The organism is Nonomuraea sp. NEAU-A123 (assembly GCF_018603905.1).
Taxonomy (GTDB): domain Bacteria; phylum Actinomycetota; class Actinomycetes; order Streptosporangiales; family Streptosporangiaceae; genus Nonomuraea.
Genome location: NZ_JAHFZZ010000005.1, coordinates 410,086 through 423,365 on the forward strand (window position 1 = coordinate 410,086; position 13,280 = coordinate 423,365).

14 protein-coding genes are annotated in these 13,280 nt (G+C 70.9%); 2 read left to right on the top strand and 12 right to left on the bottom strand.

Annotated elements, in window-relative coordinates; all coding sequences use genetic code 11:
- Nucleotides 1–37 precede the first annotated feature (37 nt).
- From KLK06_RS17655 to KLK06_RS17670, 5 genes are all read right to left on the bottom strand, one after another.
- A complete protein-coding gene (locus tag KLK06_RS17655; RefSeq protein WP_214636551.1) occupies nt 38–1,702 on the bottom strand; it encodes an ATP-binding protein in 1,665 nt (554 codons plus the stop codon).
- A gap of 246 nt (nt 1,703–1,948) precedes the next feature.
- Nucleotides 1,949–2,905, bottom strand: coding sequence for a TauD/TfdA family dioxygenase (locus tag KLK06_RS17660; protein ID WP_214636552.1), 957 nt, complete (start codon nt 2,903–2,905; stop codon nt 1,949–1,951).
- 61 nt (nt 2,906–2,966) lie between these two features.
- Nucleotides 2,967–3,047: a putative leader peptide gene (locus KLK06_RS63075; protein ID WP_355451062.1), complete on the bottom strand. Its 81-nt coding sequence runs from the start codon at nt 3,045–3,047 to the stop codon at nt 2,967–2,969.
- Between the two features lie 70 nt (nt 3,048–3,117).
- Nucleotides 3,118–4,020: an AEC family transporter gene (locus KLK06_RS17665; protein ID WP_214636553.1), complete on the bottom strand. Its 903-nt coding sequence runs from the start codon at nt 4,018–4,020 to the stop codon at nt 3,118–3,120.
- Between the two features lie 64 nt (nt 4,021–4,084).
- On the bottom strand, nt 4,085–5,083 hold the full coding sequence (locus KLK06_RS17670) for an aldo/keto reductase (RefSeq protein ID WP_214636554.1): 999 nt from the start codon (nt 5,081–5,083) through the stop codon (nt 4,085–4,087).
- A gap of 87 nt (nt 5,084–5,170) precedes the next feature.
- On the opposite strand from KLK06_RS17670, the gene KLK06_RS17675 reads away from it, so the two are divergent.
- A complete protein-coding gene (locus tag KLK06_RS17675; RefSeq protein ID WP_214636555.1) occupies nt 5,171–5,746 on the top strand; it encodes a TetR/AcrR family transcriptional regulator in 576 nt (191 codons plus the stop codon).
- 86 nt (nt 5,747–5,832) lie between these two features.
- On the opposite strand, the gene KLK06_RS17680 is transcribed toward KLK06_RS17675, so the two are convergent.
- From KLK06_RS17680 to KLK06_RS17705, 7 genes are all read right to left on the bottom strand, one after another.
- Nucleotides 5,833–6,738, bottom strand: coding sequence for a CHRD domain-containing protein (locus KLK06_RS17680; protein WP_214636556.1), 906 nt, complete (start codon nt 6,736–6,738; stop codon nt 5,833–5,835).
- A 236-nt stretch (nt 6,739–6,974) separates the two neighbouring features.
- Nucleotides 6,975–8,414: a PLP-dependent aminotransferase family protein gene (locus KLK06_RS17685; protein WP_214636557.1), complete on the bottom strand. Its 1,440-nt coding sequence runs from the start codon at nt 8,412–8,414 to the stop codon at nt 6,975–6,977.
- A gap of 56 nt (nt 8,415–8,470) precedes the next feature.
- Nucleotides 8,471–9,319 (bottom strand): EamA family transporter, encoded by an 849-nt coding sequence (locus KLK06_RS17690; RefSeq protein WP_214636558.1) that lies wholly within the window; start codon nt 9,317–9,319, stop codon nt 8,471–8,473.
- Nucleotides 9,320–9,325: 6 nt separating this feature from the next.
- Entirely contained in the window at nt 9,326–9,451 is a 126-nt protein-coding gene (locus tag KLK06_RS61475; protein WP_284735021.1) for a hypothetical protein, read from the bottom strand.
- 174 nt (nt 9,452–9,625) lie between these two features.
- Nucleotides 9,626–10,651, bottom strand: a complete 1,026-nt coding sequence (gene dmpG, locus KLK06_RS17695; protein WP_214636559.1) for a 4-hydroxy-2-oxovalerate aldolase — start codon at nt 10,649–10,651, stop codon at nt 9,626–9,628.
- On the bottom strand, nt 10,648–11,598 hold the full coding sequence (locus tag KLK06_RS17700) for an acetaldehyde dehydrogenase (acetylating) (RefSeq protein WP_214636560.1): 951 nt from the start codon (nt 11,596–11,598) through the stop codon (nt 10,648–10,650). Before KLK06_RS17700 ends, dmpG begins: the two co-directional genes overlap by 4 nt.
- Nucleotides 11,595–12,401, bottom strand: coding sequence for a 2-keto-4-pentenoate hydratase (locus KLK06_RS17705; protein WP_214636561.1), 807 nt, complete (start codon nt 12,399–12,401; stop codon nt 11,595–11,597). Before KLK06_RS17705 ends, KLK06_RS17700 begins: the two co-directional genes overlap by 4 nt.
- A gap of 143 nt (nt 12,402–12,544) precedes the next feature.
- Between KLK06_RS17705 and KLK06_RS17710 the strand changes: the two genes are divergently transcribed.
- On the top strand, nt 12,545–13,267 hold the full coding sequence (locus KLK06_RS17710) for an IclR family transcriptional regulator (RefSeq protein ID WP_214636562.1): 723 nt from the start codon (nt 12,545–12,547) through the stop codon (nt 13,265–13,267).
- The last annotated feature ends 13 nt before the right edge of the window (nt 13,268–13,280 follow it).

Below are 13,280 nucleotides of genomic sequence, written 5' to 3' on the forward strand. Positions count from 1 at the left end.
CCTCGGTGAGGAGCCGGCCCGCCGCGCTCGGCGAGCCTTACTCCGCCTCCACACAAGCCCGTACCCGGGCCAGGCCGGCGTGCTCGGCCGGAGTCGTGACGAGCGGCGCCGCCCGGCCGGCCAACCCGATGGCCCGCTTCAACTGTCCCGCCTGAACCGCCAGCTCCGCCGCCGCGATCAGCCTGCGCGCCGCGTGGGAGGTGTCGGCGGTGAGGTCGGCGGCCCGCTCGTACGCCACGGACGCGGCGGCCGTCCCCTGCCGGTCGCGGGCCCGTACGGCCGCGCGCTCGAGATCCCCGGCGACCTCCTCGTCCGGACCGGTAGCGGCGGCGGCCCGATGCCAGGCCCGCCGATCAGCCCGCGCCTGGCCACCCAGAGACTCGACTACTTGATCGCCCAGGGGTGGGGCCGTCCGCTCGTGCAGAGGCGCGGCCGTGTGGGCTTTCTGGGATCTGGCCACTGGGACGGTCAGGGATCTGGCCATCGGGTCGCCCAGGCACCCGGCCGTCTGGTCGCTCAGCGACTCCGCCAGTGCCAGGTGGGCGGCGACTCGGCGGAAGTACGGCGCGCCGCGATAGGCCGCGCTCCTGATCAGTGGATGCCGGAACGACAGCCCGGCCGCCGAGAGCTGGATCAGCTCCTCGCGTTCGGCGAGCGCCAGGTCCGCGACCGTCGCGCCAAGACGGGCGGCGGCCCGGAGCACCAGATCCAGATCCCCGGTGTCATCTGCCGCCGCGACGAGCAGCGCCGCCCTGGCAGGCTCGGGAAACCGGTCGATATGGGCCTCGAACGTGTTCCGCACCCGCTGCGACAGCGGCCCCGACTCACCCGTGAACGGCAGCGGGCCCAACCGGCCCGCGCGCTGCTCAGGGGTCAGCACGGCGGCGAACTCGATCAGCGCCAGCGGATTGCCCGCCGCCTCGTCGAGAATCCGACGCCGCACCTGCGGTGCCAGATCAGTGGCCCGCTCGGCCAGAAACGCCTCAGCCGCCTCCGCCTCCAGCCGCCCCAGCCGCAGCTCGGCCACCCCGGTCGAGGCCAGCGCCTCCAGCCGCGGCGGGCTTACTCGGTGCCCGGCCATTGTTTCCATGTGCGGCGGTGCCGCTCGGGCCGCGGCGAGCGCTTCCCACCGCGGCGAAGTCTCTCCCGACGTGGTCGCCGCCCCGGAACGCGGCGCGGGCATCGCTCCGGGGCGTGGGGTGGGCGCGCCGTCCCTGGACGCGAACAGCATGACCACCCCCTCGGCGTTCAGCCGCCTGGCTGCGAACAGCAGTGCGCCGGCAGAGGCGTCGTCGAGCCACTGCGCGTCGTCGACCAGGCACAGGATCGGCCCGTCTCCGGCCAGGTCCGACAGCAGCGTGAGCGCGGCCAGCCCGACCAGGAAGCGGTCGGCCACCTCGGCCGGCGCCGCCCCGATCGCGCCGCGTAACGCCGCCGCCTGGCCGGGCGGCAATCGCTCGACGTGCCCGAGCACCAGTCGCAGGAGCAGATGGAGGGCGGCGAACGGCAGCTCGGTCTCCGACTCCACACCCAGTGTGCGCAGCACCGGCCAACCGGCGGCCTGCCCGGCGGCGTAGTCGAGGAGCGCCGACTTGCCGATGCCGGTCTCGCCCTTGACGATGACCGCGCCACTGCGTCCGGTCCGGGCGGCTTCGAGCAGCGCGTCGATCTCGGCCTGCTCGGCCCCGCGTCCGTACAACATCCGGCCTCCCGACGCTCATGTCAAGGAGTCAGTATGGAACCTCGACATGGCTCCGGTAAGACGAAGGCTTCTCGCAAAATCTTCGGCTGCAGGCAGTGGGGGCGGCGGTGCTCCTCGTCGGCGCCGTCCTCGCCGTCACCCAGGGCCGGCTCCCGTGGGCCGTACCGCGGCGCAGAACCTCCTGACACGTCCGGTGGCCAGCGCGTGCGGGCGCGGCCCCGATCACGCCCGCACGCTCTCGGGTCGTCAGGCGACGACGAGGGATTCGGCCCTGAACTCGCGACCGGCGACGATCTCCGACACGAAGCCGTCGGGACCCACGGGCCGGTCACCGATCAGGGTGACCCGGTGCAGGGTGCGCTGGACGTCCAGGTGGTCGAGGTCGGACGGAGCGAGGTGGGCGGTGGCCCGGTTGTCCCAGAAGGCCAGACTGCCCGGCTGCCAGCGGAACCGGACGGTGTACTCGGGACGGGTGATCTGCTCGTACAGCAGGTCCAGCACCCGGCGGCTCTCCACGGCGGAGAGGCCGACGATGTGATCGGTGAAGCCGGGGTTCACGAACAGCGCCCGTTCGCCGGTCTCGGGATGCACCCGCACCACGGGATGCACGGAGACCAGCAGGTTGTCGTTGATCCGCTTGACGAGCTTGCCGTCGCTCTCGGCTGGCCGGTATCCGGCGAGGAAGCGGTGCTCGGCGCGCAGGCCGTCCACGAACGCCCGCAGCGGCGCGGACAGGCCCTCGTACGCGGCGACCAGGTTGGTCCATTGGGTGTCGCCGCCGAACTCCGGCACGGTCTCGGCCCGCAGGATCGAGGCGGCCGGCGGGTTGACGGCGGCGGTGACGTCGGTGTGCCAGCCGGAGTTGTAGGAGTAGCGCCGCTTGCGGTTCAGTTCGCGGTAGTCGGGGCCGTACCGCTCCTCGTAGCGGCGCGGGTCGATGGTGAGGATCTGCGGGTGATCCTCCGGCGGGGTGTCCTCGTGCGGGTGGGCGTGGGTCAGTTCGCCGAACTGGCGGGCGAAGGCGATCTGGCCGCCATGGTCGAGGGTCTGGCCACGGAAGAAGACCACCTTGTGGGCGAACAGGGCCTGGCGGATCTCCTCGACGGTGGAGGGGTCCAGGGGGTGGGCGAGGTCGATGCCGGTGATCTCGGCACCGATGTGCCCGGCTACGCGATTGACGGTCAGAATGCTGGTCGTGGGCATGCTGAAGCGCTCCTGAGATGGTGGAGTGTGAAAAGGGGAGACGGGAAGCGGGACCCGGAGGTCACCGCATGGCACAGAGTGCGCTCGCCTGCCGTCTGAGATCGACGTGGAGGCGAGCTACCAGAAGCTCGCTGCTCTTCACAGTTCAAATCTTGCGCGATATTCCCCACAAAAGCAATAGGAAATTGGGGGATTCATGGGCGTGTTGAGCGCTATCGCACGCCCGGCGCGAGAGGCCCCGAGATCCCGCCCAGCAGGGCGATCACCGAGAGGGTGACCAGCGACAGGACGCTGGAGACCAGGATGGTGTCGCGGGGCAGCTCGGTGGGCCGCCCGTATTCGGCGGCGTAGACGTAGGTGTTCTGCGCGGTGGGCAGCCCGGCGAACAGGACGGCCGCGAACAGCGCGTGGCCCTCGAGGTGCAGCAGGAAGCGCCCGGCCAGGAAGGCGATCAGCGGCTGGACCAGCAGCTTGAGCGTCACCACCGGAGCGACTCGGCGCCAGGCGACGGCCGAGCCGTTCAGCGACATGCCCAGCGCGAACAGCGCCAAGGGCACCGCCGCGCCGCCGAGCAGGTCCAGCGGTCTCATCACGGGTTCGGGCAGGTGCCAGCCGAGGGCGGACATGGCCAGGCCGAGCACCGAGGCGACCACGATCGGCATCCGCAGCGGGGCCAGCAGGGATGAGCGTTCGACGCCCAGGCCCAGGAAGATCAGCGGGGACATCACCAGCACCTGGAAGATCAGGACCGAGACCACGAAGGTCGCGTCGTGCAGGACGTACAGGCCGATGGGGATGCCGAGGTTGCCCGCGTTCACGTAGGCCGACGACATCGCGCCGATCACCCGGTCGGGCAGCTTGCCCCGGAGCGTCACCAGCGCGAGCACGCCGACAAGGACGGTGCTGATCGCGAAGGCGAGCAGCGGTCGCGGCTGGATCTGGCTCAGCGGCGTCCGGCTCAGCGTGGTGAACAGCACGGCGGGCATGGCGATGGTGAAGGTGAATCCCGTGAGCGCCTGCTGGAACTGCCCGCTCGCCACCCGGAAACGCCCGGTCAGCCAGCCGAGGGCGCCGATGATCCAGATGGGGGTGAACGCCGTCACAACCGTAAGCATTCGACACACCGTATCCATCACCCGGAACGTGCGCCGAGGCCGGGTCGCCCCTGGAGGGTGCTGGTCAGCGTCCGGTGACGGCGGCCGGCACCGGTCCGGAGACCTCGTCGAGGCGGGCCACCAGCTCCCCGGGCAGGGTCAGATCGAGGCCGGCCAGGTTCTGTTCGTACTGCTCCATGGTGCGAGGGCCGACGATCACGGTCGTCACGTGGGGACGGCCGCGAACCCAGGCCAGCGCGACCGCGGCGGGCGTCATGTCGAGCTCGGCGGCGATCTTGGCGACCTCGTCCGCGATGCCGAGGTTCCGTTCGGTGAGCTGGTCGGCGGCCCACTCGCGCGCTGCCTCCCGGCCGCTCGCCAGCAGGCGGCCGATCCGGGTGCCCGGCTCCGGAGCGGTGTCCCGCCGGTAGCGGCCGGCGAGGACGCCGCCGCCCAGCGGGCCCCACGCCAGGGTGCCGAGGCCATGGCGGGCGCAGACGGGCAGGATCTCGGCCTCGATGTCCCGGGCGAGCAGCGAATACTGCGGTTGCAGACTGATGAAGGGAGTGCCGCCGCAGTGCTCGGCCGCCCACTGCGCCTCGACGATCTGGCCGGCCGTGAAGTTGGAGCAGCCGAGGTAACGGACCTTGCCCGAACGTACGAAGCCGTCCAGCGTGGCCATCGTCTCCTCGATGGGCGTGTCGGCGTCCCACATGTGGCATTGGTACAGGTCGATGTAGTCGGTGCCGAGCCGGCGCAGGCTCGCTTCGAGAGCACGGGTCAGATGAACCCGGGACAGCCCGCGGTCGTTGGGGCCCGGCCCCTGCGGCATGAACCCCTTGGTGGCGATCACCACCGAATCGCGCCTCCCGCGCACCGCCCGGCCGACGATCTCCTCGGACTGGCCGTCGGCGTAGTTGGCGGCGGTGTCGATGAAGTTGTGCCCGGCGTCCAGGAAGGCGTCGATGATCGGCCGCGCCTCGCTCTCCTCGACGCCGAGTCCCCAGGCGGTGCCGAAGTTCACCGTCCCCAGGCAGGCCCGCGAGACCTTCAGCCCGGACCGGCCCATGGTCACGTAGTCCACGATGTCTCCCCTGGTAGAATCCGGAATTGTGATTCCGCTTAGACGATACGGAATATCGATTCCGCTTGTCAACGTCCGGACGCCGTGATGGCCGACCCCAAGCCGCTGCGCGCCGACGCCCGGCGCAACCGGGCGCGCGTCCTGGACTCGGCCGAGGCCGTGTTCGCCGCGGCGGGGCCGGCCGCGTCCATGGAGGAGGTCGCCCGGCACGCCGGAGTCGGCGTCGGCACCATTTACCGGCATTTCCCGACCAAGGAAGCGCTGTTCGAGGCGATCGTCGTCAGCCGCTACGAGCGGCTGGCCGAGGAGGCGGACTCGCTGGCGTCCGCGGCGGACGCCGGTGCGGCCTTCTTCGGGCTGTTCACGCGGATGGTCGAGGAGGCCGCCACGAAGAAGGCGTTCGCCGACACACTGGTCCGTGCCGGTGTCGATGTGAAAGCGGCCACTTCGGCGAGCGGGCGGAAGCTCGTACACGCCTTCGGCGGGCTTCTGGCCCGAGCGCAGGGCGCGGGTGCGGTACGTGACGATGCCGACATCACCGAGGTGATGGCGATTCTGGCGGGTATGACGCTGGCCGCGGAACACGCCAGCTGGGATCGAGACCTGCGGACCCGAGCCCTGGGCATCGTGTTCGACGGCCTCCGTTCCACCCGGCCGCGTTGATCGTCCGTGGGGTTGGCTGAAACGCACATCGCGGACCGGCCATGATCGGCCGGCCCGCGTGATGTAGGGGTCAGGGGGATGTGGTCCTACCAGCCGCCACCGTGGAGCTGGCCGCGCACCGCGCCGCCGGGGAACTCGCCGGTGTGCAGGTTGACGTACCAGTTCTTCGGGTTGTGCTTGATCCCGCCGGCGACCTTGGCGGAGGTGCTCGCCGAGCCCGCGATGCCGTTGATCCCGGCGGGCAGGCCGTTGGCGTCACTGAAGAAGTCCACGACCACGGGGCCGTTCTTGCCCTTCTTGCCGCGGTGGATGTGCCCGTTCGTCGGCGCGCCGATCTTCTTCCACGCGGTGGCGAAGTGCACCCGGGTGCCCTTCACCCAGACGAGCCACGCGGCCCGCCCGTCCTTGTCGCCGACCTTCGTACCGGGCGCCGGAACCTCCTGGCGGCCGTCGGCCGATGCGGTGAGCGTGGAGTGCGAGCCGTTCGCCAGCACCGACTCGAGCGCCACCGGGCGGATCCGGTAAAGCTGGGCGCGCACCGCGCCGCCGGTGAACTCGCTGGTGTGCAGGTTGGCGTACCACTTCTTGGGGTTGCTCGTGATCCGGTTGAGCAGGCCGGAGTCGCTGACCTTGACGGTCCCCTTCACGGCGCTGAGGCTGCCGGGCAGGGCCTCGCCGAAGAACGGGATCTTGACATCGCCGTTCTTGCCCGCTTTGCCCTGGTGAATGTGGAACGCGGTCGGGGCGGCGACGTTCTGCCAGCGGACGGCGTAATCGACCTGGTTGCCGTGGATATGGAATACGGCGATCGCGCTGCCGTTCTTGTCGCCGACTTTCTGACCCGCCGCGGGCACCTCGTTCTTACCCAGCAGCGAGGCGGCCAGGTAGACATCGGAGCTCGTACTCGCCTGTGCGGCGGTGGGTGCCAGGGCGCCGGCGACCAGGGCGGTGCCGAGAACCAGGCCGGGGACGGTGAGGGTGCGCTTCGTCATGATGACCCTTTCAGGTGCCTCGAGGGTGAGGCTCTTTAGCTGTTGACGCACGGTTGTACGGGGTGCGGCAGGGGCTGGGTTCAACGAAGGAATGTGGAGAAATACGCATAAGAAAGACCGGCGAAAGGTCTTGATTTACTTTGTAAAGGCGCGTGCCGAGTATGGCGATCTTGTTATACGAAGATCCGATCTCTTATCGGACTGACTTGATTCAGGCTTAATGGAAGCCGCTTCGTCTACGGGCGCGCCCGCCGTACAGCGATCGAGGTCCTTGCTCGCGTATGGCGTACCGCTGCCGCCAGAGCTGCGACCCCTTCGGTGATCTGGCTGTCGTTCAGGCTGGTGTAGCCCAGGATGAGGCCTTGGCGGCCCGGTGTGGTCAGCCGATGGGGGGCGATGCCGGCGACGCGGACGCCATGGGCGGCGGCCGCCGTCACTACGTCGTCCTCCTGGAGGTCGTCCGGGAGCCAGACGACGACGTGCAGGCCCGCCGCGATCCCGGTGGGTTCGAAGTCGGGCAACTGCTGGGTCAGCCGGGCGAGGAGGAGGTCGCGGCGGTGCCGGTAGAGGGGGCGCATGCGGCGCAGATGCCGGTCGAACTCGCCCCGCAGGAGGAAGTCGGCGAAGGCGAGCTGCTCGATGGCCGGTGAGCCGCGGTCGGTCAGGAGCTTGGCCTCGGCGACGGCGTCGGCCAGGTGCGGGGGTAACACGAGCCAGCCGAGGCGGAGTCCTGGGGCGAGGGTCTTGCTGGCCGAGCCGGCGTACATGACCACGTCCGGGGCGAGGCCTTGCATGGCGCCGATGGGGGCGCGGTCGTAGCGGTACTCGGCGTCGTAGTCGTCCTCCAAGATGAGGGCGCCACGGGCGCGGGCCCACTGGACCGCCTGCATGCGGGTACGGGCGGGCAGGACGCCGCCGAGCGGCCACTGGTGTGACGGGGTGAGGACGACCAGGTCGGCGTCGCCGCGTTCGAGGGCGTCCAGGTCGATGCCGTGGTCGGCGACCGGCAGGCCGAGAAGGTCGAGCCTGTGCGTGCGCGCGTGCTGCCGAATGTCGTCGTGGGCGGAGGGGTCCTCCACCGCGACCCGGCGCGCCCCGCGCCGGGCCAGCACGCCGGTGATCAGCATGGCGGCCTGCGCGAAACCGCTGGTGATGACCACGTGCGCGGGGTCGGCGCAGGTGCCGCGAGAGCGGTTGAGGTAGTCGGCCAGGGCGGTGCGCAGTTCGGGCAGGCCGTATCCGTCGGTGTAGTTGAGCCGGTCGTGTGGGGCGTCGGTGAGGACCCGCCGCAGCGAGCGGAGCCAGGCGGCGCGGGGGAAGCTCGCCGGGTCCGCGCGGCCGTACCCGAAGTCGATGAGTGGGCCGAGGGAGGGCGGCGCGTCGGGAGTGGGGGCGGTTTGCCCGGGTACGGCGGCCACCCGGGTGTAGGAGCCGGGCGTGCTGGTGAGGTAGCCCTCGGCGGCGAGCTGGTCGTAGGCCCCGACCACGACACCCCGCGAGACCCCGAGTTCGGTGGCCAGGCGGCGGGAGGACGGCAGAGAGGCCCCGTGGCGCAGACGGCCCGCGCGGATGGCGTCGCGCAGAGCCGCCTCGATCTGGCGGTGCAACGGGGTGGTGCCGGTCCGGTCGAGGTCCACCAGCAGGTCGTGTACCAGGCTCGAGTTCACCGTACTCACCGTCGCAGGCTAGCGGCCGACAGGGCCCGCTCACCCGGCCCGCTCACCCGGCACGGTCATCCGGCGGCGAAGGCGCCGACCGAGATCGCGCAAAGGAGGAGTCCCACGGCGTGCACCAGGTTGGTGCGCTCGCGCAGGACGGTGGCGGCCAGCGCGACGGTGAAGGCCGGGTAGAGCGAGGTGATGACGGCCGAGACGGCGAGCGTCCCCTGGCTGGTGGCCAGGAAGTACAAGAGCGTGGCGCTGACCCCCAGGACTCCCGTCCAGAGCGCGGCCCACGGCGGTCGCCGGGTGAACGCGTTGTGGCCTCCGTCCCGCCTGCCCGCCAGCGCGAACGCCGCCAGAGCCGCGGCCAGGACGACGGCGGCGCTGAGTTGACTCGCCGCCACCGGCCACAGGCCCGCTTCGTCGCCGGCCTGGTCGAGGCAGATGAACAGGCCGGCGAAGCCCAGCCCGGCGAGCAGCCCCGCCCCGACGCCGCCGGAGCCGCGTCCGCCCGACTGCATGGAGACCAGCCAGATCCCCGGGATGGCCAGACCGAGGCCGAGGAGGGAGAGCGTCGTGAACGCGTGGCCGGACAGCAGGTCGACGGGAATGGGCAGGCCCGCCGCGCCGACGGCCGACAGTGGCCCGGCCACGTTCATCTGTCCTCGTGACAGACCGCGGTAGAGCGCCAGCGTGCCGATCGCGCCGCCGATCCCGGCGGCCATCCCCCACGCGATCGCGCTCGGAGTGGCGTGGGTGCCGACGACGAGAGCGGCGGTCAGGCCGCCGACTGCGGCAGCGCACTGTCCGATGAGCCCGACCAGTCCATAGTGGGCTCGGCGTGACAGAAGCCCGCCGAGGAAGTCAGAAGCGCCGTACAGGGCCGCGGCGGCCAGCGCGAGCAGGATTGCCAGCTGCATGGCCGGTCACCGGCCCATGCGGCAGGCGGGGCGGAAGGCGTTGGGGCAGGTCGCCCCGCTCGCCGGCGCCAGCCTGCGGGCGGAGGTGTTGCCGTCCGGGGATGGGCTGGTTTTCACGATGGTCTGTCCCATGATCCGTCACTCTTTCGCAGCAATGTCATCGACGCGATGTACGCGAGTCCCATGCTGCCGATGGATTGGACGTCGTGACAGGGCCGATTCGCAGCCGGGATTCAGGTCCGATTTGTCGGCGCGCTGTCACGACCGCGACGTCCCGAACCTTCATGATCACGGGCGTGGCGAGAGTCAGGCGGTGGCGGCGTCGCGGGCCGCGGCCAGGTCGAGGGCGATGTCGGTGATCATGTCTTCTTGGCCGCCGACCATCTTGCGCCGTCCGACCTCCACAAGAACGGTCCGCGTGTCGAGGCCGTAGCGGGCCGCGGCGGCCTCGGCGTGGCGCAGGAAGCTGGAGTACACCCCGGCGTAGCCGAGCGTGAGGGTCTCCCGGTCCACCCGCACGTCCCGATCCTGCAAGGGGCGGACCACGTCGTCGGCCGCGTCCATCAGCTCGAACAGATCGCACCCGTGCTTCCAGCCCATGAGATCGGCGACCGCGACGAACGCCTCCAGCGGGCAGTTGCCGGCACCGGCGCCCTGCCCGGCCAGCGAGGCGTCGACGCGCCTGGCGCCGTTCTCGACGGCGACCACGGTGTTGGCGACGCCCAGGGCGAGGTTGTGGTGGGCGTGGATGCCCACCTCGGTGCGGTCGTCGAGCACGTCACGGTAGGCGCGGAACCGGTCACGTACGCCGTCCATCGTCAGCCGGCCGCCGGAGTCGGTCACGTACACGCAGGCGGCGCCGTACGACTCCATCAGCTTCGCCTGCCGGGCGAGCTCGGCCGGTTCGGCCATGTGGGACATCATGAGGAAGCCGGCGACGTCCATGCCCAGGTCGCGGGCGGCCGCGATGTGCTGGGCGGAGATGTCGGCCTCGGTGCAGTGGGTGGCGACGCGGACCGAGCGGATGCCGAGCGCGTGAGCCTGCTTCAGATCGTGCAGGGTGCCGATGCCCGGCAGCAGCAGCGTGGTCGGCACGGCATCGCGGACGACGTCGCAGACGGCCTCGATCCACTCCCAGTCGGTGTGCGCGCCGACGCCGTAGGTGATGCTGGAGCCGGACAGGCCGTCGCCGTGGGCGATCTCGATCGCGGCGACCCCGGCGGCGTCCAGGGCGGCGGCGATGGTCCGGGCCTGCTCCACGGTGTAGCGGTGGCGGACGGCGTGCATGCCGTCCCTGAGGGTCACGTCCTGGACGTAAAGGTCAGCGGTCATCGGGAGATCACCTCCGTGAAGCGGTGCGCGGCGATGCGTTCCGCGGTACGCAGCGCCGCCGAGGTCATGATGTCGAGGTTGCCGGCGTAGGCGGGCAGGTAGTGGGCGGCGCCCTCGACCTCGAGGAACACCGACACCTTCGCCGCCTCGCCGGATCGGCGGCCGGCCGGCAGCAGCGCGCGTAGCGGGTCGTCGGTGGCGACGCGGTCGAACTGCACCTTCTGCTTGAGGCGGTAGCCGGGTACGTAGGTCTGCACGCGGGCGACCATCTCCTCTATCGAGGTGGTCACCGCGACGTCGTCACACTCGCCGACCAGGCAGTGCACGGTGTCCCGCATGATCAGCGGGGGCTCGGCGGGGTTGAGGACGATGATCGCCTTGCCCCGGGCCGCACCGCCGACCTGCTCGATGGCCGAGGAGGTGGTTTCGGTGAACTCGTCGATGTTGGCGCGGGTTCCGGGGCCGGCCGAGCGCGACGAGATCGAGGCCACGATCTCCCCGTAGTGCACCGGCGTCACGGCGGCGACGGCGGCGACGACGGGAATGGTGGCCTGGCCGCCGCAGGTGACCATGTTGACGTTGTCGGCGTCCAGGTGCGCGTCCAGGTTGACCGGGGGGACGACGTACGGGCCGATGGCGGCCGGCGTCAGGTCGATCACCGTACGACCGGCGGCGCGCAGTACCTGGTCGTTGCGGCGATGGGCGCCCGCCGAGGTGGCGTCGAAGACGATGCGGACGTCGGCGAACTCGTTCAGGGCCAGCAGACCGTCCACACCTTCGTGGGTGGTGGCGACCTTCATGCGGCGCGCGCGAGCCAGGCCGTCGGAGTCCGGGTCGATGCCGACCATCGCCCCCATCTCCAGGGAGCCGGACAGCCGCAGAATCTTGATCATCAGGTCGGTGCCGATGTTGCCCGAGCCGATGACCGCGACCTTGGTGGTACTCATGCCTTGACTCCCTCCGGGGCCGCGAAGCCGACCCCGACCGTGCCGAGGCCCTCGATCCGTGCCACGAATTCGTCTCCCGGGGCGGCGACCGACATCGGCCCCAGCGCACCGGTGAGGACGATGTCACCGGCCCGCAGCGGGTCGCCCAGGCCGGCCAGGGTGGCGGCCAGCCACAGGGCGGCGTTGAGGGGGCCGCCCAGGCAGTCGGCGCCGGTCCCTTCCGAGACGGTCTGGCCGTTCTTGGCCAGGGTCATCCGTACGCCGCGCAGGTCGACCCGGTCCAGCGGTACGGGAGTGCCGCCCAGGACGAACAGGCCGCTGGAGGCGTTGTCGGCGACGGTGTCGACGATGGTGATGTCCCAGTCCGCGATGCGGCTGTCGACGATCTCCAGCGCGGGCAGCGCGAACGCCGTGGCCCGCAGCAGGTCGGCGACCGTGGGGTCACGGTGCGGCAGGTCCTCGCTCAGCACCAGGGCCACCTCCGCCTCGACCTTCGGCTGCAGGAGCCGGCCGGCGGCGATCTGGTCGCTCTCCGCCACGGCCATGTCGGCGAACAGCACACCGAAGTCCGGCTGACCCACCCCGAGCTGGCGCTGCACGGCGCGCGAAGTGAGGCCGATCTTGCGGCCGACCGGCCGTCGGCCCGCGGCCAGGCCGCGCTCGACGTTCAGCCTCTGCACGGCGTAGGCGGCCTCGATATCCGCCGCCGGCAACAGGTCGCGTACCGGGGGGTGGGGCACACCGGTGAGCGCGGCCTCGGCCAGGAGGGTCGCCGCCTTGGTCACGGCTTCGGGCAGGCTCATGACGGCCACCTGTGCGGGCGGTGTGGCGTGGGCATGCGGGGACCTCCAGAAAGGGCCGGGGCGCTCGGGTGCCCCCAGATATAGGCGACCGGTCGGTGGGCGGCAAAATATGTTCCGTGACACGGAACAGAGCTGCGGGAAACATGCTCGACAAGGCGGCATCGATCTTGGACTGCTACCGGCCGGACGGCGGGTCGTTCCGTTTGACGGAACTCTCCGCTCGTACGTCACTGCCCAAGACCACGGTGTTCCGCCTCTGCGCGGATCTGGTCCGCCTGGGCCTGCTGGAACGGGAAGCGGACACCTACCGGCTCGGCGGCAAACTGTTCGAACTGGGTTCGCTGGTGCCGCGCCGCCACGATCTGCGCGAGGCGGCGCTGCCGTTCCTGCAGGATCTGTTCGAGGCCACCCGCGAGACCGTGCACCTGGGGGTCCGAGAGGGGCGCGAGGTGGTGTACGTCGAGCGGATCCACGGCCACGACGTCCTGCCGCTGCCCTCCCGCATCGGCGGCCGGCTTCCTCTTACCTGCACCGGGGTCGGAAAGGCCTTGCTGGCCTTCTCGGATGCCGAATTGACCGAGCAAGTGCTCGCCGGGCCGCTGGCCAGCCTCACGCCCTACTCGATCACCGACCCGGTGCGCCTGCGCACCGCCATCGAACAGGCCCAGGTGTCGGGCCTGGCCTACGAGGAGCAGGAAGCGGCGCTGGGCGTCAGTTGCATCGCGGCGCCGGTTTTCGACGGACAAGTGGCGGTGGCGGCCCTGTCCGTGGCCGTGCCGCGGGTCCGGTTCCGCCCGGCTCAACTCGCTCCCGCCGTACGCACCGCGGCCCTGGGCTTGTCACGCCTGCTGCGCTCGGGGCGATGACCCGCCACTCCGC